17 protein-coding genes and 2 pseudogenes are annotated in these 22,748 nt (G+C 70.7%); 7 read left to right on the top strand and 12 right to left on the bottom strand.

What is annotated here, in order from left to right; all coding sequences use genetic code 11:
* Positions 1–70: 70 nt before the first annotated feature.
* From ACGFRF_RS27725 to ACGFRF_RS27715, 3 genes are all read right to left on the bottom strand, one after another.
* The gene (locus ACGFRF_RS27725; RefSeq protein WP_393744437.1) at positions 71–607 is read right to left on the bottom strand and encodes a DUF4232 domain-containing protein; all 537 of its coding nucleotides are present in this window, start codon (positions 605–607) and stop codon (positions 71–73) included.
* Positions 608–786: 179 nt separating this feature from the next.
* Positions 787–2,100 carry a preprotein translocase subunit SecY gene (secY, locus tag ACGFRF_RS27720; protein ID WP_393744435.1) on the bottom strand — a complete coding sequence of 438 codons (1,314 nt, stop codon included), beginning with the start codon at positions 2,098–2,100 and terminating at the stop codon, positions 787–789.
* Between the two features lie 632 nt (positions 2,101–2,732).
* Positions 2,733–5,516 carry an ATP-binding protein gene (locus ACGFRF_RS27715; RefSeq protein ID WP_393744433.1) on the bottom strand — a complete coding sequence of 928 codons (2,784 nt, stop codon included), beginning with the start codon at positions 5,514–5,516 and terminating at the stop codon, positions 2,733–2,735.
* Between the two features lie 523 nt (positions 5,517–6,039).
* Between ACGFRF_RS27715 and ACGFRF_RS27710 the strand changes: the two genes are divergently transcribed.
* Both ACGFRF_RS27710 and ACGFRF_RS27705 read left to right on the top strand, forming a co-directional pair.
* Complete coding sequence (locus tag ACGFRF_RS27710) at positions 6,040–6,945, top strand: YihY/virulence factor BrkB family protein (protein WP_393744431.1); 906 nt, start codon at positions 6,040–6,042, stop codon at positions 6,943–6,945.
* Between the two features lie 93 nt (positions 6,946–7,038).
* The gene (locus ACGFRF_RS27705; protein ID WP_393744429.1) at positions 7,039–7,581 is read left to right on the top strand and encodes a MarR family winged helix-turn-helix transcriptional regulator; all 543 of its coding nucleotides are present in this window, start codon (positions 7,039–7,041) and stop codon (positions 7,579–7,581) included.
* 23 nt (positions 7,582–7,604) lie between these two features.
* On the opposite strand, the gene ACGFRF_RS27700 is transcribed toward ACGFRF_RS27705, so the two are convergent.
* The 4 genes and pseudogenes from ACGFRF_RS27700 to ACGFRF_RS27685 all read right to left on the bottom strand — a co-directional run bounded on the left by ACGFRF_RS27700 (position 7,605) and on the right by ACGFRF_RS27685 (position 11,823).
* A complete protein-coding gene (locus ACGFRF_RS27700; protein ID WP_393744427.1) occupies positions 7,605–8,792 on the bottom strand; it encodes a PP2C family protein-serine/threonine phosphatase in 1,188 nt (395 codons plus the stop codon).
* 373 nt (positions 8,793–9,165) lie between these two features.
* Entirely contained in the window at positions 9,166–9,612 is a 447-nt protein-coding gene (locus tag ACGFRF_RS27695) for an anti-sigma regulatory factor (protein WP_393744656.1), read from the bottom strand.
* Positions 9,613–9,715: 103 nt separating this feature from the next.
* Positions 9,716–10,517 (bottom strand): annotated as a pseudogene (locus tag ACGFRF_RS27690) (STAS domain-containing protein).
* Positions 10,518–10,662: 145 nt separating this feature from the next.
* The gene (locus tag ACGFRF_RS27685) at positions 10,663–11,823 is read right to left on the bottom strand and encodes a PP2C family protein-serine/threonine phosphatase (protein WP_393744425.1); all 1,161 of its coding nucleotides are present in this window, start codon (positions 11,821–11,823) and stop codon (positions 10,663–10,665) included.
* Between the two features lie 198 nt (positions 11,824–12,021).
* On the opposite strand from ACGFRF_RS27685, the gene ACGFRF_RS27680 reads away from it, so the two are divergent.
* Both ACGFRF_RS27680 and ACGFRF_RS27675 read left to right on the top strand, forming a co-directional pair.
* The gene (locus ACGFRF_RS27680) at positions 12,022–12,456 is read left to right on the top strand and encodes a MarR family winged helix-turn-helix transcriptional regulator (RefSeq protein WP_393744423.1); all 435 of its coding nucleotides are present in this window, start codon (positions 12,022–12,024) and stop codon (positions 12,454–12,456) included.
* Positions 12,457–12,965: 509 nt separating this feature from the next.
* Positions 12,966–13,286, top strand: a complete 321-nt coding sequence (locus ACGFRF_RS27675) for a hypothetical protein (RefSeq protein WP_393744421.1) — start codon at positions 12,966–12,968, stop codon at positions 13,284–13,286.
* A 37-nt stretch (positions 13,287–13,323) separates the two neighbouring features.
* Here the strand turns inward: ACGFRF_RS27675 and ACGFRF_RS27670 are convergent, their stop codons facing one another.
* Positions 13,324–13,743, bottom strand: coding sequence for a hypothetical protein (locus ACGFRF_RS27670; protein ID WP_393744419.1), 420 nt, complete (start codon positions 13,741–13,743; stop codon positions 13,324–13,326).
* A 624-nt stretch (positions 13,744–14,367) separates the two neighbouring features.
* Positions 14,368–14,988 carry an FxLYD domain-containing protein gene (locus ACGFRF_RS27665; RefSeq protein WP_393744417.1) on the bottom strand — a complete coding sequence of 207 codons (621 nt, stop codon included), beginning with the start codon at positions 14,986–14,988 and terminating at the stop codon, positions 14,368–14,370.
* Positions 14,989–15,096: 108 nt separating this feature from the next.
* Between ACGFRF_RS27665 and ACGFRF_RS27660 the strand changes: the two are divergent.
* A pseudogene (locus ACGFRF_RS27660) lies at positions 15,097–15,274 on the top strand (DUF4235 domain-containing protein); the annotation flags it as partial.
* A 19-nt stretch (positions 15,275–15,293) separates the two neighbouring features.
* On the opposite strand, the gene ACGFRF_RS27655 reads toward ACGFRF_RS27660, so the two are convergent.
* The 3 genes from ACGFRF_RS27655 to ACGFRF_RS27645 form a co-directional block, all read right to left on the bottom strand.
* Positions 15,294–16,196: a glycerophosphodiester phosphodiesterase gene (locus tag ACGFRF_RS27655; protein ID WP_393744415.1), complete on the bottom strand. Its 903-nt coding sequence runs from the start codon at positions 16,194–16,196 to the stop codon at positions 15,294–15,296.
* A gap of 467 nt (positions 16,197–16,663) precedes the next feature.
* Positions 16,664–17,608, bottom strand: a complete 945-nt coding sequence (locus ACGFRF_RS27650; protein WP_393744413.1) for a hypothetical protein — start codon at positions 17,606–17,608, stop codon at positions 16,664–16,666.
* A 4-nt stretch (positions 17,609–17,612) separates the two neighbouring features.
* Entirely contained in the window at positions 17,613–18,002 is a 390-nt protein-coding gene (locus ACGFRF_RS27645; protein WP_393744411.1) for a hypothetical protein, read from the bottom strand.
* A 157-nt stretch (positions 18,003–18,159) separates the two neighbouring features.
* Here ACGFRF_RS27645 and ACGFRF_RS27640 point away from each other — a divergent pair, with 157 nt between their 5' ends.
* Both ACGFRF_RS27640 and ACGFRF_RS27635 read left to right on the top strand, forming a co-directional pair.
* Positions 18,160–21,072: a CHAT domain-containing protein gene (locus ACGFRF_RS27640; RefSeq protein ID WP_393744409.1), complete on the top strand. Its 2,913-nt coding sequence runs from the start codon at positions 18,160–18,162 to the stop codon at positions 21,070–21,072.
* A gap of 45 nt (positions 21,073–21,117) precedes the next feature.
* On the top strand, positions 21,118–22,401 hold the full coding sequence (locus tag ACGFRF_RS27635) for a tetratricopeptide repeat protein (protein WP_393744407.1): 1,284 nt from the start codon (positions 21,118–21,120) through the stop codon (positions 22,399–22,401).
* The last annotated feature ends 347 nt before the right edge of the window (positions 22,402–22,748 follow it).

Below are 22,748 nucleotides of genomic sequence, written 5' to 3'. Positions count from 1 at the left end.
CAGAAGGACGGGGAGGCGGGCGCGTGGGCCTGGGGTCCTGCCGCCGCAGGACCCCAGGCGGTGTGCGCTGTCAGAGCGTCGGGCCAGTTCCCTTGACCAGCGGAGTGATGTCGATGCGGCCCTTCTGGAGAACGTCACCCAGCTTCCACGGGGTGGTCAGGTGGTGGAACGAGTCGGGCGGGGTGACCTCCAGACGGGTGGGGTCCTTCTCCGCCTTGGTCGGTTCACCCACGGCCGGCACGTCTCCCCAGTGCAGCCGGGTGTAGGCGCTCTGCCCGGGCTTGAGGGTGATGAGCTCAGCCCGACCACGGTCACGGACGACAAGCGTGGGGACGTCCTTTCCACGGGAGTTGAGAAGTTGCAGCCCCACATACCCCTGGGTCCGGACGGTCTTGTGGGTCTTGTTCGTGAGGACCACCGTCGCGTAGCGCTGCCCCACGCCCGAGTCCAGCCCGTGAACACGTACCGACAGCGAGGAGGTGTCCGCCCACCCCGGCCGGGTCGCCGCTTGCGACGGACCTGCCGTGATGCCGATCAGTGCTACTGCGGAGAGCGCAGACAGAGTGACAGGGGTGAGGAGGTTGCGGGTTCGCTTGCCGAAGAACATTGTCTTTCTCCTTCCAGATGCCTTGTTCAGGCCTTTCTGTAATGTATGAGGCCTTCTGGGGGGAAATGGTTCGGGCACCTGCCTGGTCTTTACGTGACGGAAGACGCTGTTGACCTGCCGTTGGCTACCTCGTGACCATGACGGGTTGCTGCGCAGGCCTACCTCGGCGGTTCGACGGGTCAGTGGAGGAAACCCTCGTAGCGGCGCTGCTGAAGCTGGCTCTCGATCTGCCGCACGGTTTCCAGGCCGACACCGACGATGATCAGGATGCTGGTGCCCCCGAACGGAAAGTTGTTCGTCGCCCCGAACCCGACCAGCGCGATGGTTGGGACGAGGGCGATCACTCCCAGATACAGAGAGCCGGGCCAGGTGATCCGGGTGAGCACGTACGACAAGTACTGCGCGGTCGGCCGGCCGGCCCGGATGCCGGGGACGAAACCGCCGTACTGCTTCATGTTGTCCGCGACCTCGTCCGGGTTGAAGGAGATGGAGACGTAGAAGAAGGCGAAGAAGACAATGAGCAGGAAGTAGAGACTGAGGTAGATCGGGTGGTCGCCCTTGGTGAGGTTCTGCTCGATCCAGGTCTTCCAGCTCGAGTTGCCGCCGGAGAACTGGGCGATCAGCGCGGGGATGGAGAGCAGCGACGAGGCGAAGATGACCGGGATCACACCTGCCTGGTTCACCTTGAGCGGGATGTACGTGGACGTGCCACCGTAAGAGCGCCGGCCGATCATGCGCTTGGCGTACTGCACCGGGATGCGGCGCTGGGCCTGCTCGACGAAGACCACCAGGCCGACCATGACCAGGCCGACGAGGATGACCGCGCCGAACTCGATCCAGCCGTCGGCCAGCGTGCCCTGCTTCTTGATGGCCCACAGCGCGGACGGGAAGGTGGCGGCGATCGAGACGAACATCAGGATCGACATGCCGTTGCCGATCCCGCGGTCGGTGATGAGCTCGCCGAGCCACATGACGACGGCCGTACCGGCGGTTATCGTGATGACCATGACGATGGTGGTCAAGATCGCGTGGTCCGGGACGATGGACGACGCGGCCGAGCAGCCGGAGAAGAGGGCGCCACTGCGGGCAGTGGCGACGAGGCCGGTGCCCTGGAGGATGGCGAGGGCCACGGTCAGGTAGCGGGTGTACTGCGTGATCTTCGCCGTGCCGACCTGGCCCTCCTTCTTGAGGGCTTCGAGGCGGGGGATGACCACGGTCAACAGCTGAAGAATGATGCTCGCCGTGATGTACGGCAGAATGCCCAGCGCGAAGATCGTGATCTGAAGCAGCGCGCCGCCGCTGAAGAGGTTGACCAGCCCGAACAATCCCTGGCTGCCGGAAGTCTGCGACACACATTCCTGCACAACCCGGTAGTCCACGCCCGGGATCGGAACATGCGTGCCAACCCGGTAGAGCACGATGATGCCCAGGGTGAAGAGCAGCTTCTTGCGCAGGTCGGGCGTCTTGAACGCCTGGGTGAACGCGGTGAGCACGGAGAGCCTCCTGCGACGAGCGGCATGACAGCGACGGTTACCGCTCTTGATCGGCGGGAGACACACCTACGTCCACATGCGCCCCCGGTGCCTTTTCGTCAGAAATTACACCAGATAGCTTCAAACATGTAGTCGTGTCTGGAGGTGTGAGGTGGCGACTCAGTCACACATGGTTCCGGGCTCTCGCCGCAGTACCGCGTCGCCCGGGGTCATGACGGGGGGGTGAGGCCCGGCGCGCCCTCCGAGAGCATGGCGAGTTGGGCGAGCCACAGGCGAGCAGCCACGCCTGGTACAGCTGAACACCGGCACCGATACCCAGCCAACCGATCCGGTGCGGCGGCACGGACTCCCCCACGAAACCTCGAAAAGGTGTCCGGCCCATCTCACGTCGGCGAGCAGATTGAATGATCGTTCCGGCGGACCATGCACAACAGCCTGCGCACGGTGGAAGCTGTGTGCTTCGGCAGGTGAGAACCCGGACGGCCAGTGGATGTCCGGATGACTGTCCGAGGTGTCGTACACCCGCATTCTCTCTCGCGCTGTTGTTCGGCTTCGGGTGTTCCCTCGCTCAATGTGAGGGGCGGCACTCGAAGAGTGCATACGTCATCTGACCGGTCGGTCGGGGCTTTCCGTCAGCCGGCGTCCTCCAGCCCCAGGGCAGCCAGGGCGTCGCGCAGAGCGGCTCGGGAGTTGATGCCCAGCTTGGGATAGATCTGGTACAGATGTGTGCCGATGGTCCGATGCGACAGGAACAGACGCTCGCCGATCTGCTTGTTGGTCAGCCCGGTCGCCGCCAGTGTCGCGATCTCGAATTCCTGGGCGGTCAACGCTCCCTTGCCCTGCACGGTGGCCGATGTCGCGCGCCCGCTCGCGTGCAGCTCAGCCGTGGCACGCGCTGCCCAGGGCGCTGCCCCCAGCTTCTCGAACGTCCGGGCCGCCTGGACCAGCTGCTCGCGGGCCTTCTTCGTCACGCGCCGGCGCCGGAGGCGTTCGCCGTAGAAGAGGCGTACTCGCGCGACGTCGAAGGGCCAGTCGTCGACGTCGAGCAGAGACAACGCCTGCTCGAACAGGCCCAGGGCGTCGCCGTCGGACGTTGTCAGGGCCTCGCATGCCAGCACGTGCATGTGGAGGCGGGGAGAGAGCCGCGCCATCGCGGACTCGCGCAAGGCTGCCGTGTGCGTGGCCGCATCGGCGGACCGTCCCGATCTGACAGCCGCTTCCACCAGGTCCAGGGCGCCGGTCATGGCGTGCGGCAGGTACGGAGCCAGAGGTGTGAGCGGGTTCATCGCGGTGGCGTGCCGGAAGGCGCCATCGAAGTCGCCGCTGCCGAGGGCGGCCAGGCACCTGGCGTGGAAGGCAAGCGCGCGGGCGCCGTGGGCACCGCGGGGAACGGCCCAGCCGACGATCTCCTCGGACAAGGCGTTGCTCGTCACCGCATCGCCGCGCGCCCCGGCCACCAGGGCCTGCACGAACTGGAACTTGCAGGCGAAGAAGGGGTATCCGTAGTCCTCGCACAGGCTGAGCCCCTCGGCGGCCAGCTTCACGGCCTCGTCCCAGCGGCCCTTGTAGTAGTCGTCCAGACACAGGTGGATCAGGGCAGACAGATGCCTGCGGACGGGCGCGGTACCCGCACGGCCCTGTTCGACCAGACGCAGGGACGCTTCCCGTACATCCGCCAGCCGGTCCGGGTAGACGGCGCAGGTGCTGACACGGACGACTTGGGTGGCGTCGCCGATGTCGTCGAGCAGAGTGTCGAGGAGTTCCAGTGCGCGGTACCCGGTGCGGGCGGGATCGGCGAAGGTCTGTGCACACACCCACAGCAGGTCGGGGGGTGCAGGTGTCATCCGGTCGAGGGCCCTGAACAGTGGCGCCCACTTCTCTGGGTCACCGCTGTACCAGCACAGCGTGATCAGGGTGAACAGGGCCTCGACGAGAGCGTCGTCGGAGGCGGCGTAGCCGTGTCCGCCCGCCTCGATCGCGCCGACCAGCAAGCGGTGGGCGGTGTTGACGTCGCCCTCCTCGTTGATCAGCAGGAGTGCGGAGGCGGCCGCCGCGTGCAGCGACTCCTCCCGGGTGGCGGGGTCAGCGCGGCGGGCTCCGACCAGCAGGCTCGAGGCGTCCGCCATACCTCCTCCGGCGTCTGTTCCGATGTAGGCGGCCTCCGCCAGGCGGCGACTCTCGTCGGCCGACGACGGACTGAGTCCCGCGGCACGGGTGAGGGCCGCCATCGCGCCCAGCGCGTCACCACGCCCAAGACGCAAGCGGGCTGCCTGCTCGAGAAGTTCGGCGACCGTCTCATCCGGTCCGGTCGTCGCTTCGCCCAGGTGGTGGGCGCGGCGCTCAGGCTGATCGGTGAGGACGGCAGCGAGCGCCCGGTGCGCCCTGCGGCGGTCGGCGGTCGACGCCTGGGCCACCACAGCGAAACCGATCAGGGGGTGCCGGAACGACAGCCTGCGGGAGGCCGCCGAGATCGTCACGAGTCGGTCGCGCTCCGCGGACTCCAGGAGGTCTACGGCGGCACGGCGGCCCGCAGCGGCCTCGATGACGGCGAGGTCCCCGATGCCTTCGAGTGCCGCGATCAGCAGGAGTTCGCGGCTGGCGTCGGGCAGATCGGCCACGCGTGCGGCGAACAGCGCCTGGAGCCGCTCGCTGAGCGGCAGGACCGAGGGTACCGCCGTCGGCGCCGTACGCTGCTCGCGGTCGAGGGCGGTGGGCAGCTCCAGCAGCGCGAGCGGGTTACCGTGTGCCTCCGCGGCGATACGTCGCCGTATCGTATGCGACATGTCCGGGTGTGCTTCGGCGAGCAGCTGGGCCGACGACGCTTCGTCCAGCGGCTGGAGGCGGTACTCGGTGAGACCGCTGGACTCGAAGAAGCTGTCGGAAGTGACCCGGGAAGCCGCGAGAAAGCTGATGCGGCTGCCGACGAGTCGGCGGGCGACGAAACCGAGTACGGAGGTGGTGGGCCGGTCCAGCCACGGCAGGTCGTCGACGACGATCAGCAGCGGGGTGTCCTGGGCGATCCGGCGCAGCAGCAGCAAGGCCGCGGTGGAGGTCAACAGACGGTTGGGCGGTGGACCGCTGCCGATCCCGACCGCGACCTTCAGCGCGTCGCGGTGGCTGGGTTCCAGCAGGTCGAAGGATTCGAACAGCGGAACGAGCAACTGGTTGAGGCCCGCGTAGCTGACGTCCGCCTCGAACTGCACGCCGCTCGACCGCAGTACACGGGTGCCCTCCGACCTGGCCTGCGCCGCGACGGCGTCGAGGAGGACGGTCTTGCCGATGCCGGCTTCGCCCGACAGCAGGAGGGCCGCGCCGTGGACGGAGCCGGAGAAGTGGGACCGTATGAACTCCAGGTCCTTGTCCCGTCCGATCAGTCGCGCCGACGCGGTACGGAACGGGTGGTCCAGGCCGTGCATCGTGGTCCGTGTCTCCAAAGGCTGCGCTGACTAGGGTCTGAGCGCTGTACGTCGTTGCCCGGGTCAACGCTCGGCTCTCCAGCGTATGCAACCAGCTGACGTAAGTGGCGTCCACGTATCGCCTTGGGCCTCTCAGGACACAGCCGACTCGCGCCGTACGGGCTTCACGGCCCTGGACGAGGACTGCGCCAGGTCGGCGACCTGATAGGTCCGTTCAGCGGCTCGGCGCGCGTACCGCGCAGCCCGTCGATGAGGCGATGTGAGCGTCGCAGCGCCAGGACGGGGCGTGCTCGTGCAGCCAGTCGCCGCGGACGGCACCGAAAAGGAGTATCCGGGCGGCCCCGTTGATGCCGACGAGGCCGCCGTGCACGTCGCGCCGACCGTGTGGTCGGCATCGGGCGGAGGTACCGGGGGAAGCGCGGGCGCACCACGGATTCCGGGCATGAAAGCGGCGTCTCCGGGAAGGCGACTCGCAGTCGTGGCCGCGGAACGACCGAGCGTCAGGGGTGAGAGCATCCGCCTCATGGAGAACGCAGACGGTCGTACGGCCCGGTGGTGGGTGGCGCTGCGCCGGACGCCGGTGGCCGTCTGGGACGACGACGTCACCGACTGGGCCGCCGCGCTGACGTACTACGCCGTCCTGGCCCTGTTCCCGGTCCTGCTGGTGATCCTCTCGATCGTGGGGCTGACCGTCCCGACGGCCGAACCGGAGGTCATCGACCGCTTGTCGCAGGCCGCCCCGGTCGCCTCCCGCGCTCTGCTGCGCAGCACCTTGCTGGAGATGGCCGGACAGCCGTCGTCGGCATGGACGCTGATCTTCCTGGCGGGGGCGGGAGCGCTGTGGTCGGGCTCCAGCTATCTGAGCGTGTTCCGCCGGGCGCTGCACGGAATGCACCGGATCAGTGCGGATCGGCCGGTCTGGCGCACCGCTCCGCGGATCATCGCCACGGCCCTCGTCCTGATCTCGCTGCTCCTGACGACCACGGTGGCGCTGTTCCTCACCGGCAGCCTGGCCCGGCGGCTCGGCCGGGTGCTGAACCTGGGCACCGGGCCACAGGTCGCCTGGAACGCGGTGCGCTGGCCGCTCGTGGCCGTGATCGCCGTGGCACTGGTGCTGGTCCTGTACCGCTCGGGCCCCGCGCCCTCCCGCCCGGTGCGGAGGATGGCGCCGGGCGGCGCCCTGGCGGTGGTGCTCCTGCTGGCCGTCTCCTTCGGGTTCGCCGTCTACACCTCGCACGTCACGACCTATCACCGGCTGTACGGTTCGCTGGCCGGTGTCGTGGTCTTCCTGGTCTGGCTGTGGCTGTCCAACCTGGCCCTGCTGGTCGGCGCCCAGTTCAACGCGGAGCTGGCGAAGCCCGCCCGGCGGAAAGGAGCCGAGCGTGCAGCACCTGCCCCTCAGCGCCCACAGTCGCCGCCCGCAGCCTGAGCAGGCCGCTCAGGCGTACCTGTCGGCACGGCCGGGTGGTCCCGCACCACCGACGCTGCTTGCCCCCCGGCCCCTCGGGTACAGCGAGAGATTATGGGTAGTCCGCAGCACCCGGAGCTTACTGAAAGTGATGTGTTCGTGACTCTTCCCGGCGGCGCCGACGATCGCGCTGAGGGCTCGGGTGACGAGCCGAGTACCAGCGCGCGTGAGATCGCCGATGCCGTGGAGTGTCTCGCGAACCTGTGGTCCATGGCCGCTCAGGAGGCGGCTGTACGGCTGTCCCTCCACCAGTTGCGGGCGCTCAGGGTGCTGGAGGCGGCGCCGGAGGTGAATCTCACGGGACTGGCGGAACGACTGGACATAGGACTTCCCACCGCCAGCCGGCTGTGTGACCGGCTGGAGGCGGCCGGGATGCTGGAGCGGGCGCTGCACCCGCGCAACCGCCGTGAGGTGCAGCTGAGGCTCACGGGTCAGGGGCGCAGAGTGCTGGCAGATGTGGCCCGTCGGCGCACCCAGGCCCTGGCCGCTGTGCTGGCGCGCATGGCACCCGTGGACCGAGCGGCGCTGGTCCGCGGCATGAAAGCCTTCTTCACGGCACAGGGCGATGCACCTTCCCGGCCACCGGAGACACCGTAGGTTCAGCGGTTCGGCCGCGCCTCTCAAGGCGTCCCGGCAGGGCGGCCGTTCCAGTCGACGCAGACGACGGCGGCGTCGGCGAGCAGACCCTCGTGGCCCACGTGTTCGAGCAGCCCGGCGACGACCGATCGTGCCGTCTCGTGAGGAGGTGTCCGCCGGGTCGCGCTCAGGATCTGACGCAGGACGCTCTCGCCGAACATCGCTCCGGTCGCCGAGCGGGTGCCGTGGACGCCGGTGCTCAGGACGACCAGGCGGTCGCCCGCTTCGACATGGAACGTCTGCTCTTCGTAGAGGGTCTCCTCGAACACGCCGAGGGGCAGCTGAGCCTCGAGTTCGACGCGTTCGATCGTGGTGCCGCGGAGGCGGTAGAGCTGGGGGGATCCGGCGTCCACGGCGCACACTCTGCCGGTGGCGAGGTCGAAGCGCAGCAGGAGGGTGGAGGCGTACGACTTGCCTCCGTACTGGGAGTAGACGGCCTGGTCCGCGAGGCACGCCTGGTCCGCGAGGCCGATGCCGGCGCGGCGGGCGTTGCGCAGTGCGCCGACGGCGAGGTTGGTGAGCAGCGAGGCGTCGATGCCCTGGCCCATGCCGTCGGTGACGGTGAGGGTGAGGTGGTCGGCGCTGGTGGACCAGTCGAAGTTGTCGCCGCCGATGGCGTAGGCCGGCTCCAGGTGGGCGCCGATGACGTACTCGTCGCGTGCGCACCCCCGGCCCGGGAGGAGCTGCCACTGCATTTCGGCTGCAAGGGTGAGACGACGGGTGCGGCGGGCCTGGAGGTACAGGTCGGTGTCCCGGCCGGCCGTGGTGAGCTCGTGGCCCAGCGCGGTGGCGAAGTCGCCGAGTCGCAGGACCGTGCCCGGGTCGGCGGAGGTGTCGGGTACGCGCACACAGAGCACGCCGAGACGATCACCGCGGACGGTGATGGGCAGGTGGACCAGCTCGGTGGCCGGATCGGTGATGACTTCGACCACCGGTTTCTGCGTGGTGAAAGCGGTACCGGCGGGACCGTCCTGCGCGGAGACCGGATCGCCGGTGTGCGGCAGATGGGTCACGGGTTGCAGGGCGGTGAGACCGTAGTCGGCGAGGAGGAGCATCACGTCCCGGGCGCCGAAGCGCTGCGCCAGCAGGCGGCCGGCGGTGGCCACCAGGGCGTGGGGCGGAGCCGCGCGTAGCTGGGCTTCCACGGACGGGACCGGTTCAGAGGCATTCACTGCGTCTCCATCCTCTCCCCTTGTGACGTCCACGCTATCGCGGTCGCGGGCGGCCTCCGGCCGGATCGGCGCCGCGGTGAGCGACGCGCGCCCTCGGCCCTGCCGGCAAGTGCCTCGCGTGCGTCGCCTTCGGGCTGTGGGCAGACCGGCCGTGCGGCCCGGTGTCCGAGGGGCAACCGCCGCTCCTGGACGTGAGGTCGATCAGCAGGCGGCCGCGACCGGCGTGCTCGGGCGGGGCCGGTCGCCGGCTCGGGGCCGTCGGGGCCGCGACCGCGGTGGGACGGGCGTCGAGGCGGCCTGGCGGGCCTCCCGGTCGCCGCTCGGACGACCCCCGTCGGGGCGGAGCCGTGCCCTGGGAGGTCACGGATCCGCGTCATCCGGGTCCCGCACGAGCGGTGGGCTCGCCGGTCACCCAGGCGACGACGGTGACGACGGCGCCCCGGCCGGGCCGGGTGTCCAGAGTGAAGTCGTCCACCAGCCGCTTGGCCCCGCCGAGGCCCAGTCCGAGACCGCACGCGCTGCTGTAGCCGTCGGTCATCGCGAGTTCCACATCGCGGATGCCGGGTCCGGTGTCGATGAAGGCCAGCCGGAGTCCCCGCCTCGGGCCGTCGGCGAGTGAGGTGACCTCGACCTGCCCTCCTCCGCCGTGGAGCAGGGTGTTCCGGGCCAGCTCACTGGCCGCGGTGACGAGTTTCGTCTGCTGGACGAGCCCGAACCCGAGCCCGGCCGCGAACCGCCGCACCCGGTGACGGACCCACGGCAGATCCTCGTCGCAGCCGATGGGCAGGCTGGTCCTGGCGGTGGGATCGGGGGCCGGCATCATTCGCACCCCTGAGGAACGAGTCGACGGCCCCGGAAGGCCGGGAAGGTGTCCTCGGGCGCCGGGAGCCGCACCGCGGCCGGGCCGCCCGGGAGGCGGGTGGTCATCGCGGTGTCGCACCGGCCGTACGTCGGGGGACCTCGATGCCCTGCCGGGCGAGCGCGTACGCCGGGGCGTCGGCCAGCGAGCTGCGTGTGAGGACCGGGCTCAGGTCGATGCCCAGGTGCACGATCGTCTGCGCGATGGCCGGGCGGATGCCGGAGGCGATGCACTCGGCGCCCATCAGCCGAGCCGCCGCGCACGACGGCCTGGAGCAGCGACTCCATGACCACCTGGCTGCAGGCACTGTCCGAGGTGCCGATCATGGGGATCGCGACGACGCCTTCCCACAGGTTGATCGCGGGGTTGGCCACTTCGAGCAGTTGCCGCCGCCGGCGGCCTATCAGTTCCTCACCGGCCAGGACGGTCGTCTCCGTGATCATCAGTCGCAGCGTGCCCATCAGCAGGGTCAGCGCCAGCAGGGCTTCCTGCGCGTCGTGATCGGGCAGATCCTCGCCGCGCCGCAGCTCGGCGGTGGCCGCCGGCAGGCCGGCGGCCTCGTGCGCGATCCGAGCCGTGCTGACGCCCCTGCGGGCACGTGAGGCGACGATGCGTCCCAGTTGCTCGCGCACCGAGTCGAACCCGGCAGCCGCGACGTCTTCCAGCCGACCGCTCGACGCGACCTCGCCCAGAGCGTCCACCACGACCTTGCACGCCTCCACGGCCTCGTCGCACGAGACGGTGAAGACGGGCCGGAACAGCGGTGCGTCCGCCCTCCGTTGGGCGATCTGTTCGCGACGGCGCTCCAGGAAAGCTCCCTGCGCCCGCGTCACCGCCCCCTCCACGGCCTGCTCCGACACCCGCATCGTCTCCCTCCGCGACAGGCCGCTGCGCCGAGAGGGACGCAACTCCGGCAATTATTGCCTCATGACAAGTATTGGCGTTGCGGGCGCGGTGGAACGACACAGCATCGACACATCCGGCTCGGAACGCGACGGCCGGAGCGACGCGTCAGCGCCCGTGCCAGTCCAGGCACACCACCAGGGCGTCGTCGTCCGGAACGGACCGGCCCCGATGGCCGGTCAGCTCGCGCAGGATGGCACGCGGCACCTCGGCGGCCGGCAGGAGTCGAGTGGACGTGATCGCCCGGGCCAGAGCGGCATCCCCGTAAGCCTCCCCCTTGGGCGAAGCGACCGCGTGCACCCCGTCGCTGACGAAGACGAGCCGGTCGCCCGGCTCGACCTGGAAGTCCTGCGCCACGTAGTCGGTCTCCTCGAACATCCCCAGCGGGAGCTGCGCCTCGAAGTCGACGCGCTCGACCGCTCCGTCACGCAGCCGCAGCAACTGCGGTGAACCGGCGTCCACGACCTTCGCCCGGCCCGTCGCGAGCTCGAAGTCAAACATCAGTACGGAGAGATAGCAGCGCCCCTGGTAGTGCGCGTACACCGCCTGATCGGCCAGTGCTGCCTGGTCGTCGATGGCGATACCGGCTCGCCGGGCGTTGCGCAGGGCGTTGATGGCCAGGTTGGTCAGCAGGGAGGCTTCTATGCCCTCCCCCATGCCGTTGGTGACGTAGAGCATGAGGTGGTCCCCCGTGGCGGACCAGTCGAAGTTGTCACCGTAGATGGCGTAGGCCGGCTCCAGCTGCGCGCCGAGTTCGTACTCGGGGCGGGAACAGGCACGGCCGGGCAGGAGCTGCCACTGCATCTCGGCGGCCAACGTGAGCCGGTCCTTGCGTCTCGCCCGCAGATACACGTCCGTGTCCCGCTCGGCGACCACGATCTCGTGCCCGAGCACCTCGGCGATGTCCGCGAGCTCGCCCAGAAGGCCGGGCGCACCTTCCCCGTCCGGCAGGGTCACCGACAGCACGCCCAGCCGGTCCCCGCGCACGGTGACCGGCAGATGCACGCGCGCGGAGTCACCGGGAACCACCTCCACGAACGGCTCCTGGGCACCGAAAGCACGTCCGGCGGCACTGCCGTGCACCGACACCGGCTCCGCCGTGGATGGCGGCACCGACAGCGGTTGCAGGACGGTGAGGCCGTAGTCGGCCAGATACAACTCGACGGAGCCCGCGGCGTACTCCTCGGAAAGCACGCGGCGCACGGCGTCGAACAACTCGTGCGGCGCCGCCGTGCGCAGGGCGCGCTCGGCGGTCACAAATCTGTTCACGACGGTCAATACACCCATCTTTCGACGGACACACGGTCCCCGCCCGGGCGATGAGGCCACCCGGAGTCGAATCGCCGATCGTCCGAACCATCTCTTGCCGCTCCCGGCACCTAGTACGCTGGCGGCCGTCCCAGTGCCTGCGAGAGTGTGACGGTGACTGTCTTCCGCCCCCGCCCAGAGCCCGCCGAGGTCGCACGCGTGACCTTGACGGCCGTGGAGTTGCTGGAAGTCCTCTGGGGCCGGGCGTCGACCGCGCCCGCTTCTCCGTCCCAGATGCGTGTCCTGCTCATGCTCGAACATCAGGACGGCATCAATCTCCGCACCCTCGCCGACTCGCTCGCCTCCACCCCTCCGTCCACCAGCCGGCTCTGCGACCGCCTGGTGGCCGCCGGTTTCGTCGAGCGAGCGGTCAGCCCGGCCGACCGTCGCGAGGTGCGGCTGCATCTCAGCAGCCGCGGTCGCGGCTTCCTCGACGACCTGCGTGCCCGCCGGGAGCAGGAGTTGCACGCGGTCCTGGAGCTGATGCCCGCCGCCAAGCGGACCGCGCTCCTCGAGGGACTGGAGGCCTTCTGCAACACGGCGGCGCTGCAGATACACGACAACGCGCCGGACGCCGGAGACCAGACGGCCTGAACACAGGGCCGGCCCACCGATCGCCCCAGCCGCTCAGGGCTGGGGCGGCCGGCGCACAGAGCGACCTCCGTCCACCGGAGCATTGCGGATCCTTCCCCGTGCGTCACGATTCCGACACTTTGTTGCCTCACGGCCATTGTTGTCAAACGGCAACAGTAGGGTTCGTGAGTCTCCCGCTTCGGATACCCCGGAGTCGCCCTGACCCGCTGTGAGCAGCCTCTCGGCGCCATCCAAAGAGGAACCGATTACTCCGGGATTCCCGGGTTACACGTGCTCCGCCGCGGCCACCGGCCGGCATCGAGCAGCCCGACGAGCATCTGAGCAGCCGTGGTCGCGGAGCATCCCGCACAACGGTGGCCGGCGAGGGTTGCCGACCTTCCTTCTACCGGTGGCGATGACGAGCTTGGCCGCGATGCCGCGCCTGACCGTCCTCGACGCCCAGGGCCTGTGGAATCGCGATTCGGGACGCCGGAGCCCGCAGGCCCGGCCTCGACGATGTTGTCCAACGCGTGCGTGCCGACGGACGGCATGCCGTCCTGGACGTCTCCCGCCTCAACATTGACGCCGTACTCACTTCCCCCTTCGACGCCCTGCCGGCCGAGCAGCACGAACGGGCCCGCCACGCCGTCGACGAGGCCACCGCGCACGTCGGCACGGCCGAGTTGGTGGACCACGTGCCCGACGAGATGCTCGACAGCCTCGCCGACTCCGCCCCCAGCGCCGGCAGCGGGCCGACGGTCAGCTGGTCGTCGAAGACGACAGTGCCCTCGCTCTCGCCGCCGTCATGCTCGGTCTCACGTCCGAAGTCGAAGCGTCTCGTCGCACGGTGATGGAGCGTGAGCCGGGTTCGGAGGGTCGACAGCACCTTCACGGCGTGTAGTAGGCGGCGTACTGGGCGGAGTGTCCCTCGACGGAGAAATCCTCGAATTCGCCAGCCTTCTCACAGTCGAGCAATCGCTGAAGCGCCGCTTCGGCTTCGGGTAGACACTGAGACGACAGGTATGCCTTGGTTCTGGCGAGTCCGCTCCCGCACAACAGCTGGTCGTCGATCGAGCAGCCGGCGTCCATGCTGGCGGACTTGGCCTTCCAGATGAGCAACACATCATCGAGACTGCCGGCATTGAACAGCTGAACGCAGCACAGTTTCATCAGCTCGGTGTCGCCGTCACCCTGAGCCTGCTGCTCCAGCCGGATGTGTGCTCTGAGCAGCGCGCGAACCTCGTCGAGGCCCGCGCCGACAGGGTGCAGCCCGTAGCGGCGAAGGCACTCGTCCTCGTTCATTGCCATGCCCCTTCTCCGCGGCGGCAGCCAGTGCGATGGATCACACTCGGGAAGGTACGCCCGCCGCGTGTGCCCTCCCGACCCGATCCACAGGCAATGAGTATTGCCCCCCCTTGGTCGAAGCGCATGACCAGACGAAGGCCGCCTCTGTGTCCGGCGAACCCCAGCCGTACGATCAAGTTCGACGGGTCGTTCGACGATGGCATCGGGGACCCAATGTCAGAGGCAGCTCGGTGGCTCAAGGACTGGCATGCCGCGCACCGGCATGGACTTCACTCTCGTGGGATCAGCGTCGCGGTCAAGCAGCCGGGAACACCGTCCCGAGGGCGCCCGAAGGCAGCGGCCGCGGCCCTCACTCTGGAATCAGACGGGTGTCTTGGCAAGGTGTACGTATGGGAATCAGGAAGTGCTTCACTGCTCTTCATCGACTTCCAGACCGAGTCCACCTGGCAAGGTCAAGAGGTCCTTACTTCGCAGGACGACCTGCCACGGCTCTTGGCTCCGCTCGTAGAACTCGTAGAAGCAGCAACGGAGCGAGGGTGAAGAGCAAGCTGAGCAGCTGTCCGACATCGTCGCCTCCCCGGCACGCCGGGCAACGTCGTCCGCAACGAGCCCTTCACCGCTCGCAGGTCAGTACCGCTGTGCCTTGGTGAGGCGGGGAGTGAGCTGTGCGTCCGCAGGCTGCCGGCTGAAGGCGATGGGTTGTTGTTTCTCGCCCGGGTCGAGGTTCTCCGCGCCGACGAATCTCGTCTCGACGACCTTTCCGGAGGCGTCCACGAAGTCGATCTGCACGGCGTACGAGGCCCTGTTGTCGGTCTTGTTGGTGATCGTGACCAGCACGGCGAGCAGCCCCCTGGTCTCGTTCCTGGGCAGGCCCGTCATGCCGACCTCGGACACCGCGTTGCCGCGCCCCTCGACGTTCTTGAGCACCTTCTCCGCAGCGGCACTGGTGCGGGCGAGCTCGGCGTCGACGGATGCCTCGAACTCGGAGGCGCGGGCACTTGCAGAGGAGGCCGCCGCCGAAGCCGAAGCATGAGCGGAGGCGATCGCGGAAGCCGCCTGGGAGGCCAGTGCCGACGGCGGCAATCCGGAGAATGACGCCGTATCGGGGCTGCTCGTCGTCGTCGGCGGCGGCGGTGAGGAGCCGGTGTCCTGGCTGCCGCCGCACCCGGTGAGTGCGACGGCGCAGAGAGCACAACCGAGTGCCGCCACGACGGCTCGGTGGCCGCGGCCGGGGTGGTCTCGCAGCATCCCGTCATCCTTCGCGCCTGGCCCAGTCGATTCAGTTCATCGTCGGCGCCGTGCGAGCGGTGCGCGATTCTTCTTGGGCCGTTCGTGTGCCCGGGTGCCGTCAGCGGCATGGCCGCGGGCGCAGTGTTCAATGCAGACACGGAAGATGCTCGACCACGACGAGGCCACCCCGGACGCCACCGACGAAGACCGCTGGCGCGAGGTCCCGCTCGCCGCCACACTGGAAGGCGCGATCTTTGCCGGGGTCACAGCGGCCGTCGACGGCGCCGGTGCCACCGCCCGCCGAGGGCGTGACAGCCGGGGTTTCAGTTCGCGGCGCCGTCGGTGTAGCCCGCGTCAGCCAGAGCCGGCTGCAAGCGATCGGGGCGGTTGCTGATGAACCCGTCGGCGCCACCACGGGCGAACCCGACCGCGCTCTTCGGGTCGTCCACCGTCCAGAGGAAGACCTTCAGCCGCTGCCCGTGCGGGCCCTTCAGGGCATGGGCCGCCCGGAGGTACCCGGGAGTCACCTTGAGGTACTTCATGTTGATCTGGTCGGCCACCTTCGCATACCGCGCCAGGTCCTTCACCGTCGGTTCGCGCGACAGCAGGGCGGTGCGCGCCTCGGGGGCACGAGCGCGCACGGTCTGCAGGGTGCCGGTGTCGAAGGCCTGGATGATCAGCCGGTCGGTCACCCGGTCGCCCTCGAGCCAGCCCAGCCGGCCGAGCTCCTTCACCGTGTCCTCGGCGAGCCGCGGGTAGATCTCCGGCCACTTGATCTCGAGCACCAGATTCTGGCCGTTCCTGTCCACGCGGCGCATGTACTGCTGAAGGGTCGGTATCTTCTCCCCGGCCCACCGCCGGCCCTTCCAGCCGCCGGCGTCGAGCGTGGATATCTCCGCCCAGGTGAAGTCCCCCACCTTCCACGGCGCACGCTTCGGGAACTTCTCCTCGACATCGGTGGTGCGGGCCAAGGTCTTGTCGTGGATGACCACCAGCGTGCCGTCCTTGGTGCGCTGGACGTCGTTCTCCAGCCAGTCGATGCCCTGTGCTCGCGCCGTATCCACCGCTACCAGGGTGTTCTCCGGGGCCGCGTAGGCGCCGGCCCGGTGGGCCACACTGACCACACCCCCGCGGCCCGTCGCGTCCGTCTCCGTGGAGGTCACCAACAGTACGGCGGCCAGGCTCAGGACCACTCCTGCCACGCATATGGAGATGCGCGCGAGCATCCAGTCTCCTCATGGGTCGATGGCACAGATTCTCACGGCACAGCTGAGACAGCCGGTAGTGCCAGGGAGAGGAGAGAATACCTACCGCCCGCCGAGGCACCGGCGACGGCCCGGGACGATCGGTCACGCCGACAGCGGCGACGCCGTCCTACCCGGCGGCAAGGTCGGGCGCGCAGGTGCGGAGGCATCGAAGGAGCGGGCCTGCGCCGACCAGATGGGCAGAAACACCAACGCAACCGTCCTGCTGCCGGCACCAGGGGCGTTGTCACGTTGTACAAGGTGGAGTCGACCGGCGGTGCAGTCGCCGAAGTGGAGTGCGTTCGCGTCCCGGTAGGAGCCGAGGGTCGCCAGATGACCGGCGCCCTCGACGAGTTGGAGACCTACTCCGCAAGCGGCTCACAGCACTGCACTACCAGCACCGCGTCTTCCACCGATCCTCGCCGGGACGGGCCTGGCCAGGGGCCCGGTTACGTCTTCTTGCGCAGCAGGCTGGTGATCTGCCGGCCCGTGGCCTGCGTGAGCCGGGCGCCGGGGTGGCGTTGGAGGCCCAGGGTCCGGGCCAGCCGGCGTGCGTACAGGTCGACAGCCGACTCCGCGAGCTCCGCGTAGGACTGGGCCGCCTGGCGTGCCGCGCGCCAGCCGCCGAGGCAGAGCAGGGCGCTGACCGGAGCGGCCGGCCACCACCACAGCGCGGGAATCAAGTAGAGCAGGCCCCACCCGGCACGCCGCGCGGCGGCGGTCAGGGCGTCGCGGGCCGCCTGGAGATCCGCCCGCGCCGGCGCCGGCAGCAGCATCCACAACCGTGGCCACGCCGTGGACAGATCGAGCTGGTAGGCGTTCAGCACCCGCTGGTCGACCGCGGCGAGGCGGTCCCCCATCCAGGTCGGCCGTCGGGGCGGGGCGTAGCCGATGCGGTTGCGGGCGTCGTTGAGCACGACCGTCTCCGCCGGCGCGGTGTCGTACGGGGACCGGCCGGAGCCGGACGGCAGTGGTAGCTCCTCGCCGCGGTCGGCCGCGCGCCGCACGGCGTCCTCGTAGCGTTCCTGCGCCTGCTGCCAGCGCCGGGCCCGTCGCCGGGTGAGCGCGTCGGCGATCCGGCGCAGGGGTGCGGGCCACTCGCCGAGCCAGAGGCGTTCGACCCCGCCCCCGAGATACCCCGCGAGCAGGCCGGCGGCGGCGGAGGCGGCCAGGACGAAGGCCGCGCCGAGAACGACCGTGCCCGCGCTGTGGGTCGCCGGGTTCCCCGCGAGGGCGTCGAGCCGGTCGCTCAGGCGGCGGACGTCGGCGGGGTGGCCATGGCCCAGGACCGGAGCGGCGGCGACCACGGAGACGTACAGCAGTCCGGGCACGACGAGCAGGGTGTTCCAGGTGTCGGCCAGTTTGCCGCTCAGTGCCGTCAGGAAGGGATCCATCGCCTTACAGCCTCCTCAACCGCAGCGGCCCGCCGGTGACATGGCAGATCGGATCACCGCTTGCCGCCATCGTCACGTCGAAGGCGTGGACGAGCCGGGTGCACCGGCTGTCCCGGCCGCGCGGGCAGAGGTAGAACTCCTCGACGGGGTGTCCGCCGTGGTCGGTGCCGGTCAGCGGTGGGGGGCCGCCGCGCAGGGCGCCGGGAACGCCGCAGCGGCGCAGCAGGTCCTCGATCTGCGTCAGCAGTACGGGCACGTCCGCGGCGCCGCCGAGGTGCAACGCTGCGAGCAGCCGGTCGAGTTCGGGCTCCTCGCCCCTGCCGCGGGCGAGCCGGCGCAGGCGGTCGCCCTGTTCGCAGATCCAGGCGAGCTGCCGTGCGTGCCGGTCGTTCATACCCTTCCCTCCCCGTCCCTTCTGTGCCAGGGGCGCGGTAGGCGATCGAGGCCAAGGCGGGGATCGGTGCGCCGCTTTCGCCGGGTGGCCCCCCTGCCGCCGATTGTCGCCGTACGGTACTGCCACGGAGACGTGCGGCCGAAACGCGGGGGCGAGGATGCGGCAGTCACACGATGAGCTGATCCGGGCTCTGGAAGCGCGCGTCGCCCTGTTCGCCGCGACGATGGACGCGGACGCGGTGCTGGCGCCCCAAGCCCTCGCGCAGGCACGGGCGTTGATGGACTGTGTCCCCGACCCCGCCCGGGACCCCCAGGCGGTGCGGACCCTGGCCGGGCTGTATCGCGCCCGGTCCATCGCCCTGCCCGGTGACGAGGGTGACGAGGCCGCCGCGATCGCCGCCGCGCTGGAGGAGTTCGCCGGCCCCGGCGACGACGGCGCGCTGGGGCCCGTAGTGGCCGGCTCGTCACCGGCGTCCCTCGTCGAAGCATTGGACCGCTGGCAGGAACTGGACCGCATGGCCGTCGAGTTGACGACCGCCGCCGAGAACTCCTCCCACGCCCCTGAGTCGGCGGAGCTGCTCGCGCGCGCCGTGGAGGCGGCTCGCGTGGCCGTCGACGCTGTCCCTCGCGAGCTGCCCCCGTTCCGCGCCGAAGCGCTCACCCGGCTGGGCCGGGCGCTCCAGGCGCGCTATCGCAGGGACGGCAGGCTGCACGACCTCCACGAGGCCATCCGGGCCCTGCGGGAGGCCGAGGTGGCCCACGGAAGCGGTCACCCGAACCGGGCCACGCTCGTCACCCTGCTCGGCGTCGCGCTGCGCGAGCGCTACGAACGCGACGGCGCCCTGGAGGATCTGGAGGAGGCCGTCCGCTACGCCCGCGAGGCGGTGGCCTGTGTCCCCGACGGCGACCCCGGCCGACCCGGCCGGCTGCACAACCTCGGGATCGCCCTGCGGCTGCGTCACGAACGGCTGGGCGATGCAGCGGACTTGACCGAGGCCCGAGGGCTGGCGCTGGAGGCGCGGGCTGCCGCGCCTCCCGGTCACCCCGCGTTCGGCATGGTCCGGCTGGGACTCGGCAACACGGCGACCGACCAGGACCGGATCGCCGCCTACGAAGAGGCGCTGTCCGCTCTGCCGCCCGCTGACCCGGCCAGGCCCCGCCTGTTGCAGAGTCTGGTGGGCGCCCTGATGGAGGCCATGCCGGCGGGCGACGGCCCGTCCTCTGTGATGCGGCTGGAGCAACTGCTCGACGAGGCCGCCGACGCCCTGCCCGACGACCACGCCGACCAGGCCGCCCTGCTGTACACGCGCGGTCGGCTGCGCACCGCGGCCGTCCTGCACATCGGCCGGGTGCTGAGCCAGGTCCCGGCCCGGCTCCTGGAGGGGGCCGCCCAGTGCCACCAGGCTGCCGCGCTCCATCCGGCGGCGCTGCCTTCGGTCCGGTTCCGGGCGCTGGTCCACTGGGCGCACCTGGCCGTCGTCGCCGGGCGGTGGCGGGAGGCCGCGCGGGTGTACGGGCACGCGGTGGAGATGCTGCCGTCGCTCTCCCACCGGCACCTGTCGTTCACCGACACCGAGCACGCCCTGACCATCTCCTCGGGACTGGCCTGCGACGCCGCCGCCGCGTGCCTGGCCGTCGACGACCCGGAGCGCGCGCTGGCGCTGCTGGAGCTCGGTCGCGGCATCCTGCTGGGGCGCGGACTCCAGGGCCGCGACGACATGTCCGAGCTGTACCGGCAGGACCCGCGGACCGCGCGCCGGCTCGCCGAGCTGCGCACCGCGCTCGACGACCCCGACGCCCGCCCCGGCCCGCACGGCATCGGCCTCGCGGGCCGGCCCGACGACGACGCCACCGCCTCCGACCTGCGGCACCGGTACGCGGCCGAGTGGGACCGGCTCGTCGACCACGTCCGTACGACCCGTCCGGGCATGCGCCACTTCATGCGACCGCCGCCCGTCTCGGAGCTGCTCGCGCAGGCGGCGGCAGGACCGGTCGTCGTGGTCAGCGTGAGCCGGATCCGCTGCGACGCGCTGCTGCTGACCACCACCGGACTGCGGGTGCTGCCGCTGCCCCGGCTCACCCACGCCGACGCCGAGACCCACGCCCGGCGCTTCCTTTCCACACTGCGGACCTTCACCGACCCGCGCCGGGACGTCCTGGACGACCCCGCCCGGCAGGACGCTCTGGACGCCACCCTGTGCTGGCTGTGGGACACCGTGGCCCGGCCGGTGCTCGACGCGCTCGGCCTCGACGGCCGGCCCGACGGCGACCTGCCACCTCGGTTGTGGTGGGTGCCCACTGGCCCGCTGACCGTCCTGCCGCTGCACGCCGCCGGGCACCACCGCACCTCCGGTGCCGGAGCGCCGCCCACCGTCATGGACCGTGCCGTGTCGTCGTACGCGCCGACCGTCCGCGCCCTGGCCCACACCCGGCACCGGGCGGGCGCCGCACGGACGCGCTCGCGCCGACCGGACGGCCCGGCGCGCTGCCTGGTGGTGTCCGTGCCAGACGCGCCCGGCACCACCGCGCTGGACCGGGCCGCCGAAGAGACGTCCGTGCCACGGGCGGCCGGCGCCGTCGTCGAGGTGCTGGAGGGGGCGTCCGCCACCCGGGTCCGGGTCATGGGCGAACTGCCGCACCACCGCTGGCTGCACTTCTGCGGTCACGGCGTGACGGACCCCGACAGCCCCTCCCACAGCCACCTGGTGCTGCACGGACCGGAACCACGGCTCACCGTCGCCGACATCTCCCGGCTCGACCTGCCCGACGCCGAACTGGCCTACCTGTCCGCCTGCGGTACCGCCGGCACCGGCACGGCCCTCGCCGACGAGGCGCTGCATGTGGCGAGCGCCCTGCAACTCGCCGGCTACCGGCACGTGGTGGGCACCCTGTGGGAGGTGGACGACGAGGTGGCGCTGCGCGTCGCGGGGGAGGTGTACCGGGCGCTGGGGTCCGGACCGACGGCGGCCCATGAGGTCGCCCACGCGCTGCACCGGGCCGTCCGTGCCGTGCGCGACCGGTACCGCACCAGCCCCTGGTTCTGGGCGGCGCACATCCACGTCGGCGTATGACCGCGCCGACGTACGAGCGGGAGCGCGAGGGAGGAACGTCACCGCATGTGGAGCAAGAAGAGGAAGCTGCGGAACGCCGTGCGAGCGGCCTACACCTACGATCACGCCATCTCCGAGGAACTGGCCCGCCGGGCAGCCGAGTCGGGCGATGTGCAGGGCATGACCGTCTACGGCATCGGACTCGGTGACGCGGGCCGGACCGAGGACGCCGTGCACTGGCTGGAACGGGCGGCGGCCGCCGGTGAGCGGCTGGCCCCGCTCGCCCTGGCCACCCTGTTCATGGAGCACGGCGACTTCGCCCGGGCCGGCCACTGGCTGCGGCACGCCGAGGCCACCCAGACCCCCTTGGACGTGCGGATGTCCCTGTTCAAGGTGTGGGCCCGCAGCACGATCCCGTTCGACCGCCCGCCCCGCCCGCCCGGCGCACCGGCCACCCCGGCCGAGCTGGGCCGGGCCGCCGAGCGGGGCGGCGGCCTGACTCTCGCCGAGTGGAACGACCTCCACTACACGATGCTGCGCAAGGGCCACGGACCGAACGTCCTGCTGATGCTCGCACCCGACCTGAGCGCCAAGGCCAACGCCTGGTTCACCTTCACCACGCCGGACCCCGCGGCGATGGCGACGTCCTCACCCCCTCCCTCCCCCGACCCCCGCCTGCGCGAGGCCGAGGAGTGGTACGCCCAGGGGTGCCGGTACGCGGCCCAAGGGGACCACGTGCGGGCCGAGCACCACTACCGCAAGGCGGCGGCGGCCGGGTACGGCGACGCCTGGCTCAACCTGGGCGTCTCGCTCCGGCAACTCGGGAAGCTCGACGAGGCCGAACGTTGCTACCACAAGGCCATCGAGCGCGGAGAACTCGCCGACGGCTGGAACAACCTGGGCAACTTGATGCGGCAGCGCGACCGCATGGACGAGGCCGAGAACTGTTGGCGCCGGGCAGCGGCGGTGGGCAGTCCCGCCGCCCGGGCCAGCCTGGGTGTCTGCCACTTCCAGCGCGGTGAACTGGCCGAGGCCGAGCGGCTGTTCCGGGAGTCCGCGGCTGCGGGCGACCTCTCCGGCATGATCAACCTGGCCACCCTGCTGAAGCGGTCCGGGCGCCTGGCGGAGGCCGGGCAGTGGCTCCGCAAGGCGGCGACGGCACCGACTCCCGCCTCACCGCCCACACCGGCCGACTCACCTCCCACGCCAGCCGACTCACGGCCCGACGGTTCCGACCGCGACGCCGTCACCCGCTGGCTCTCCGGAGCGGCCGACGGGGCCGCGGGTGCCGCGAGCGACACCGGGGACACCGCGGGGGATGGCCTACGGCACCCCGACGTGGACGGCTGACGACGGCTGGGCCGGGCCGCCTGCCGCCGTCCTTTGTTCCCTCACGGAAAACGCCACCTTGCGTTCACGGACGGGCCAATCCCTTCGTTGCGGCGCCCCGCGCAGGAGCACCTCGGCGGAGTCCCGGACGCCGCGGACCCCGGGCCGTCCCCGGGTACGACGACGGTCGCGTCGGGTGAACGATGTTTCCCTCCCTGTTGACGTCGGCATCGTGGCTGACGGGCCGACCGAGACGGCGACGGAGCCCTTCCCCTGACGCGACCCTGACCATTTTTGCCCTGCGCCCCGATCGCCCCTGAGCGGTCCCCGACCCGACCCGGAAAAGCCCCTGACAGGGGCACCACATG

This window comes from Streptomyces sp. NPDC048521, assembly GCF_043199855.1.
In the GTDB taxonomy this organism is placed as follows: Bacteria; Actinomycetota; Actinomycetes; order Streptomycetales; family Streptomycetaceae; genus Streptomyces.
The sequence above is the reverse complement of the archived record's forward strand: the minus strand, read 5'-3'. Positions and strand labels throughout refer to the sequence as shown.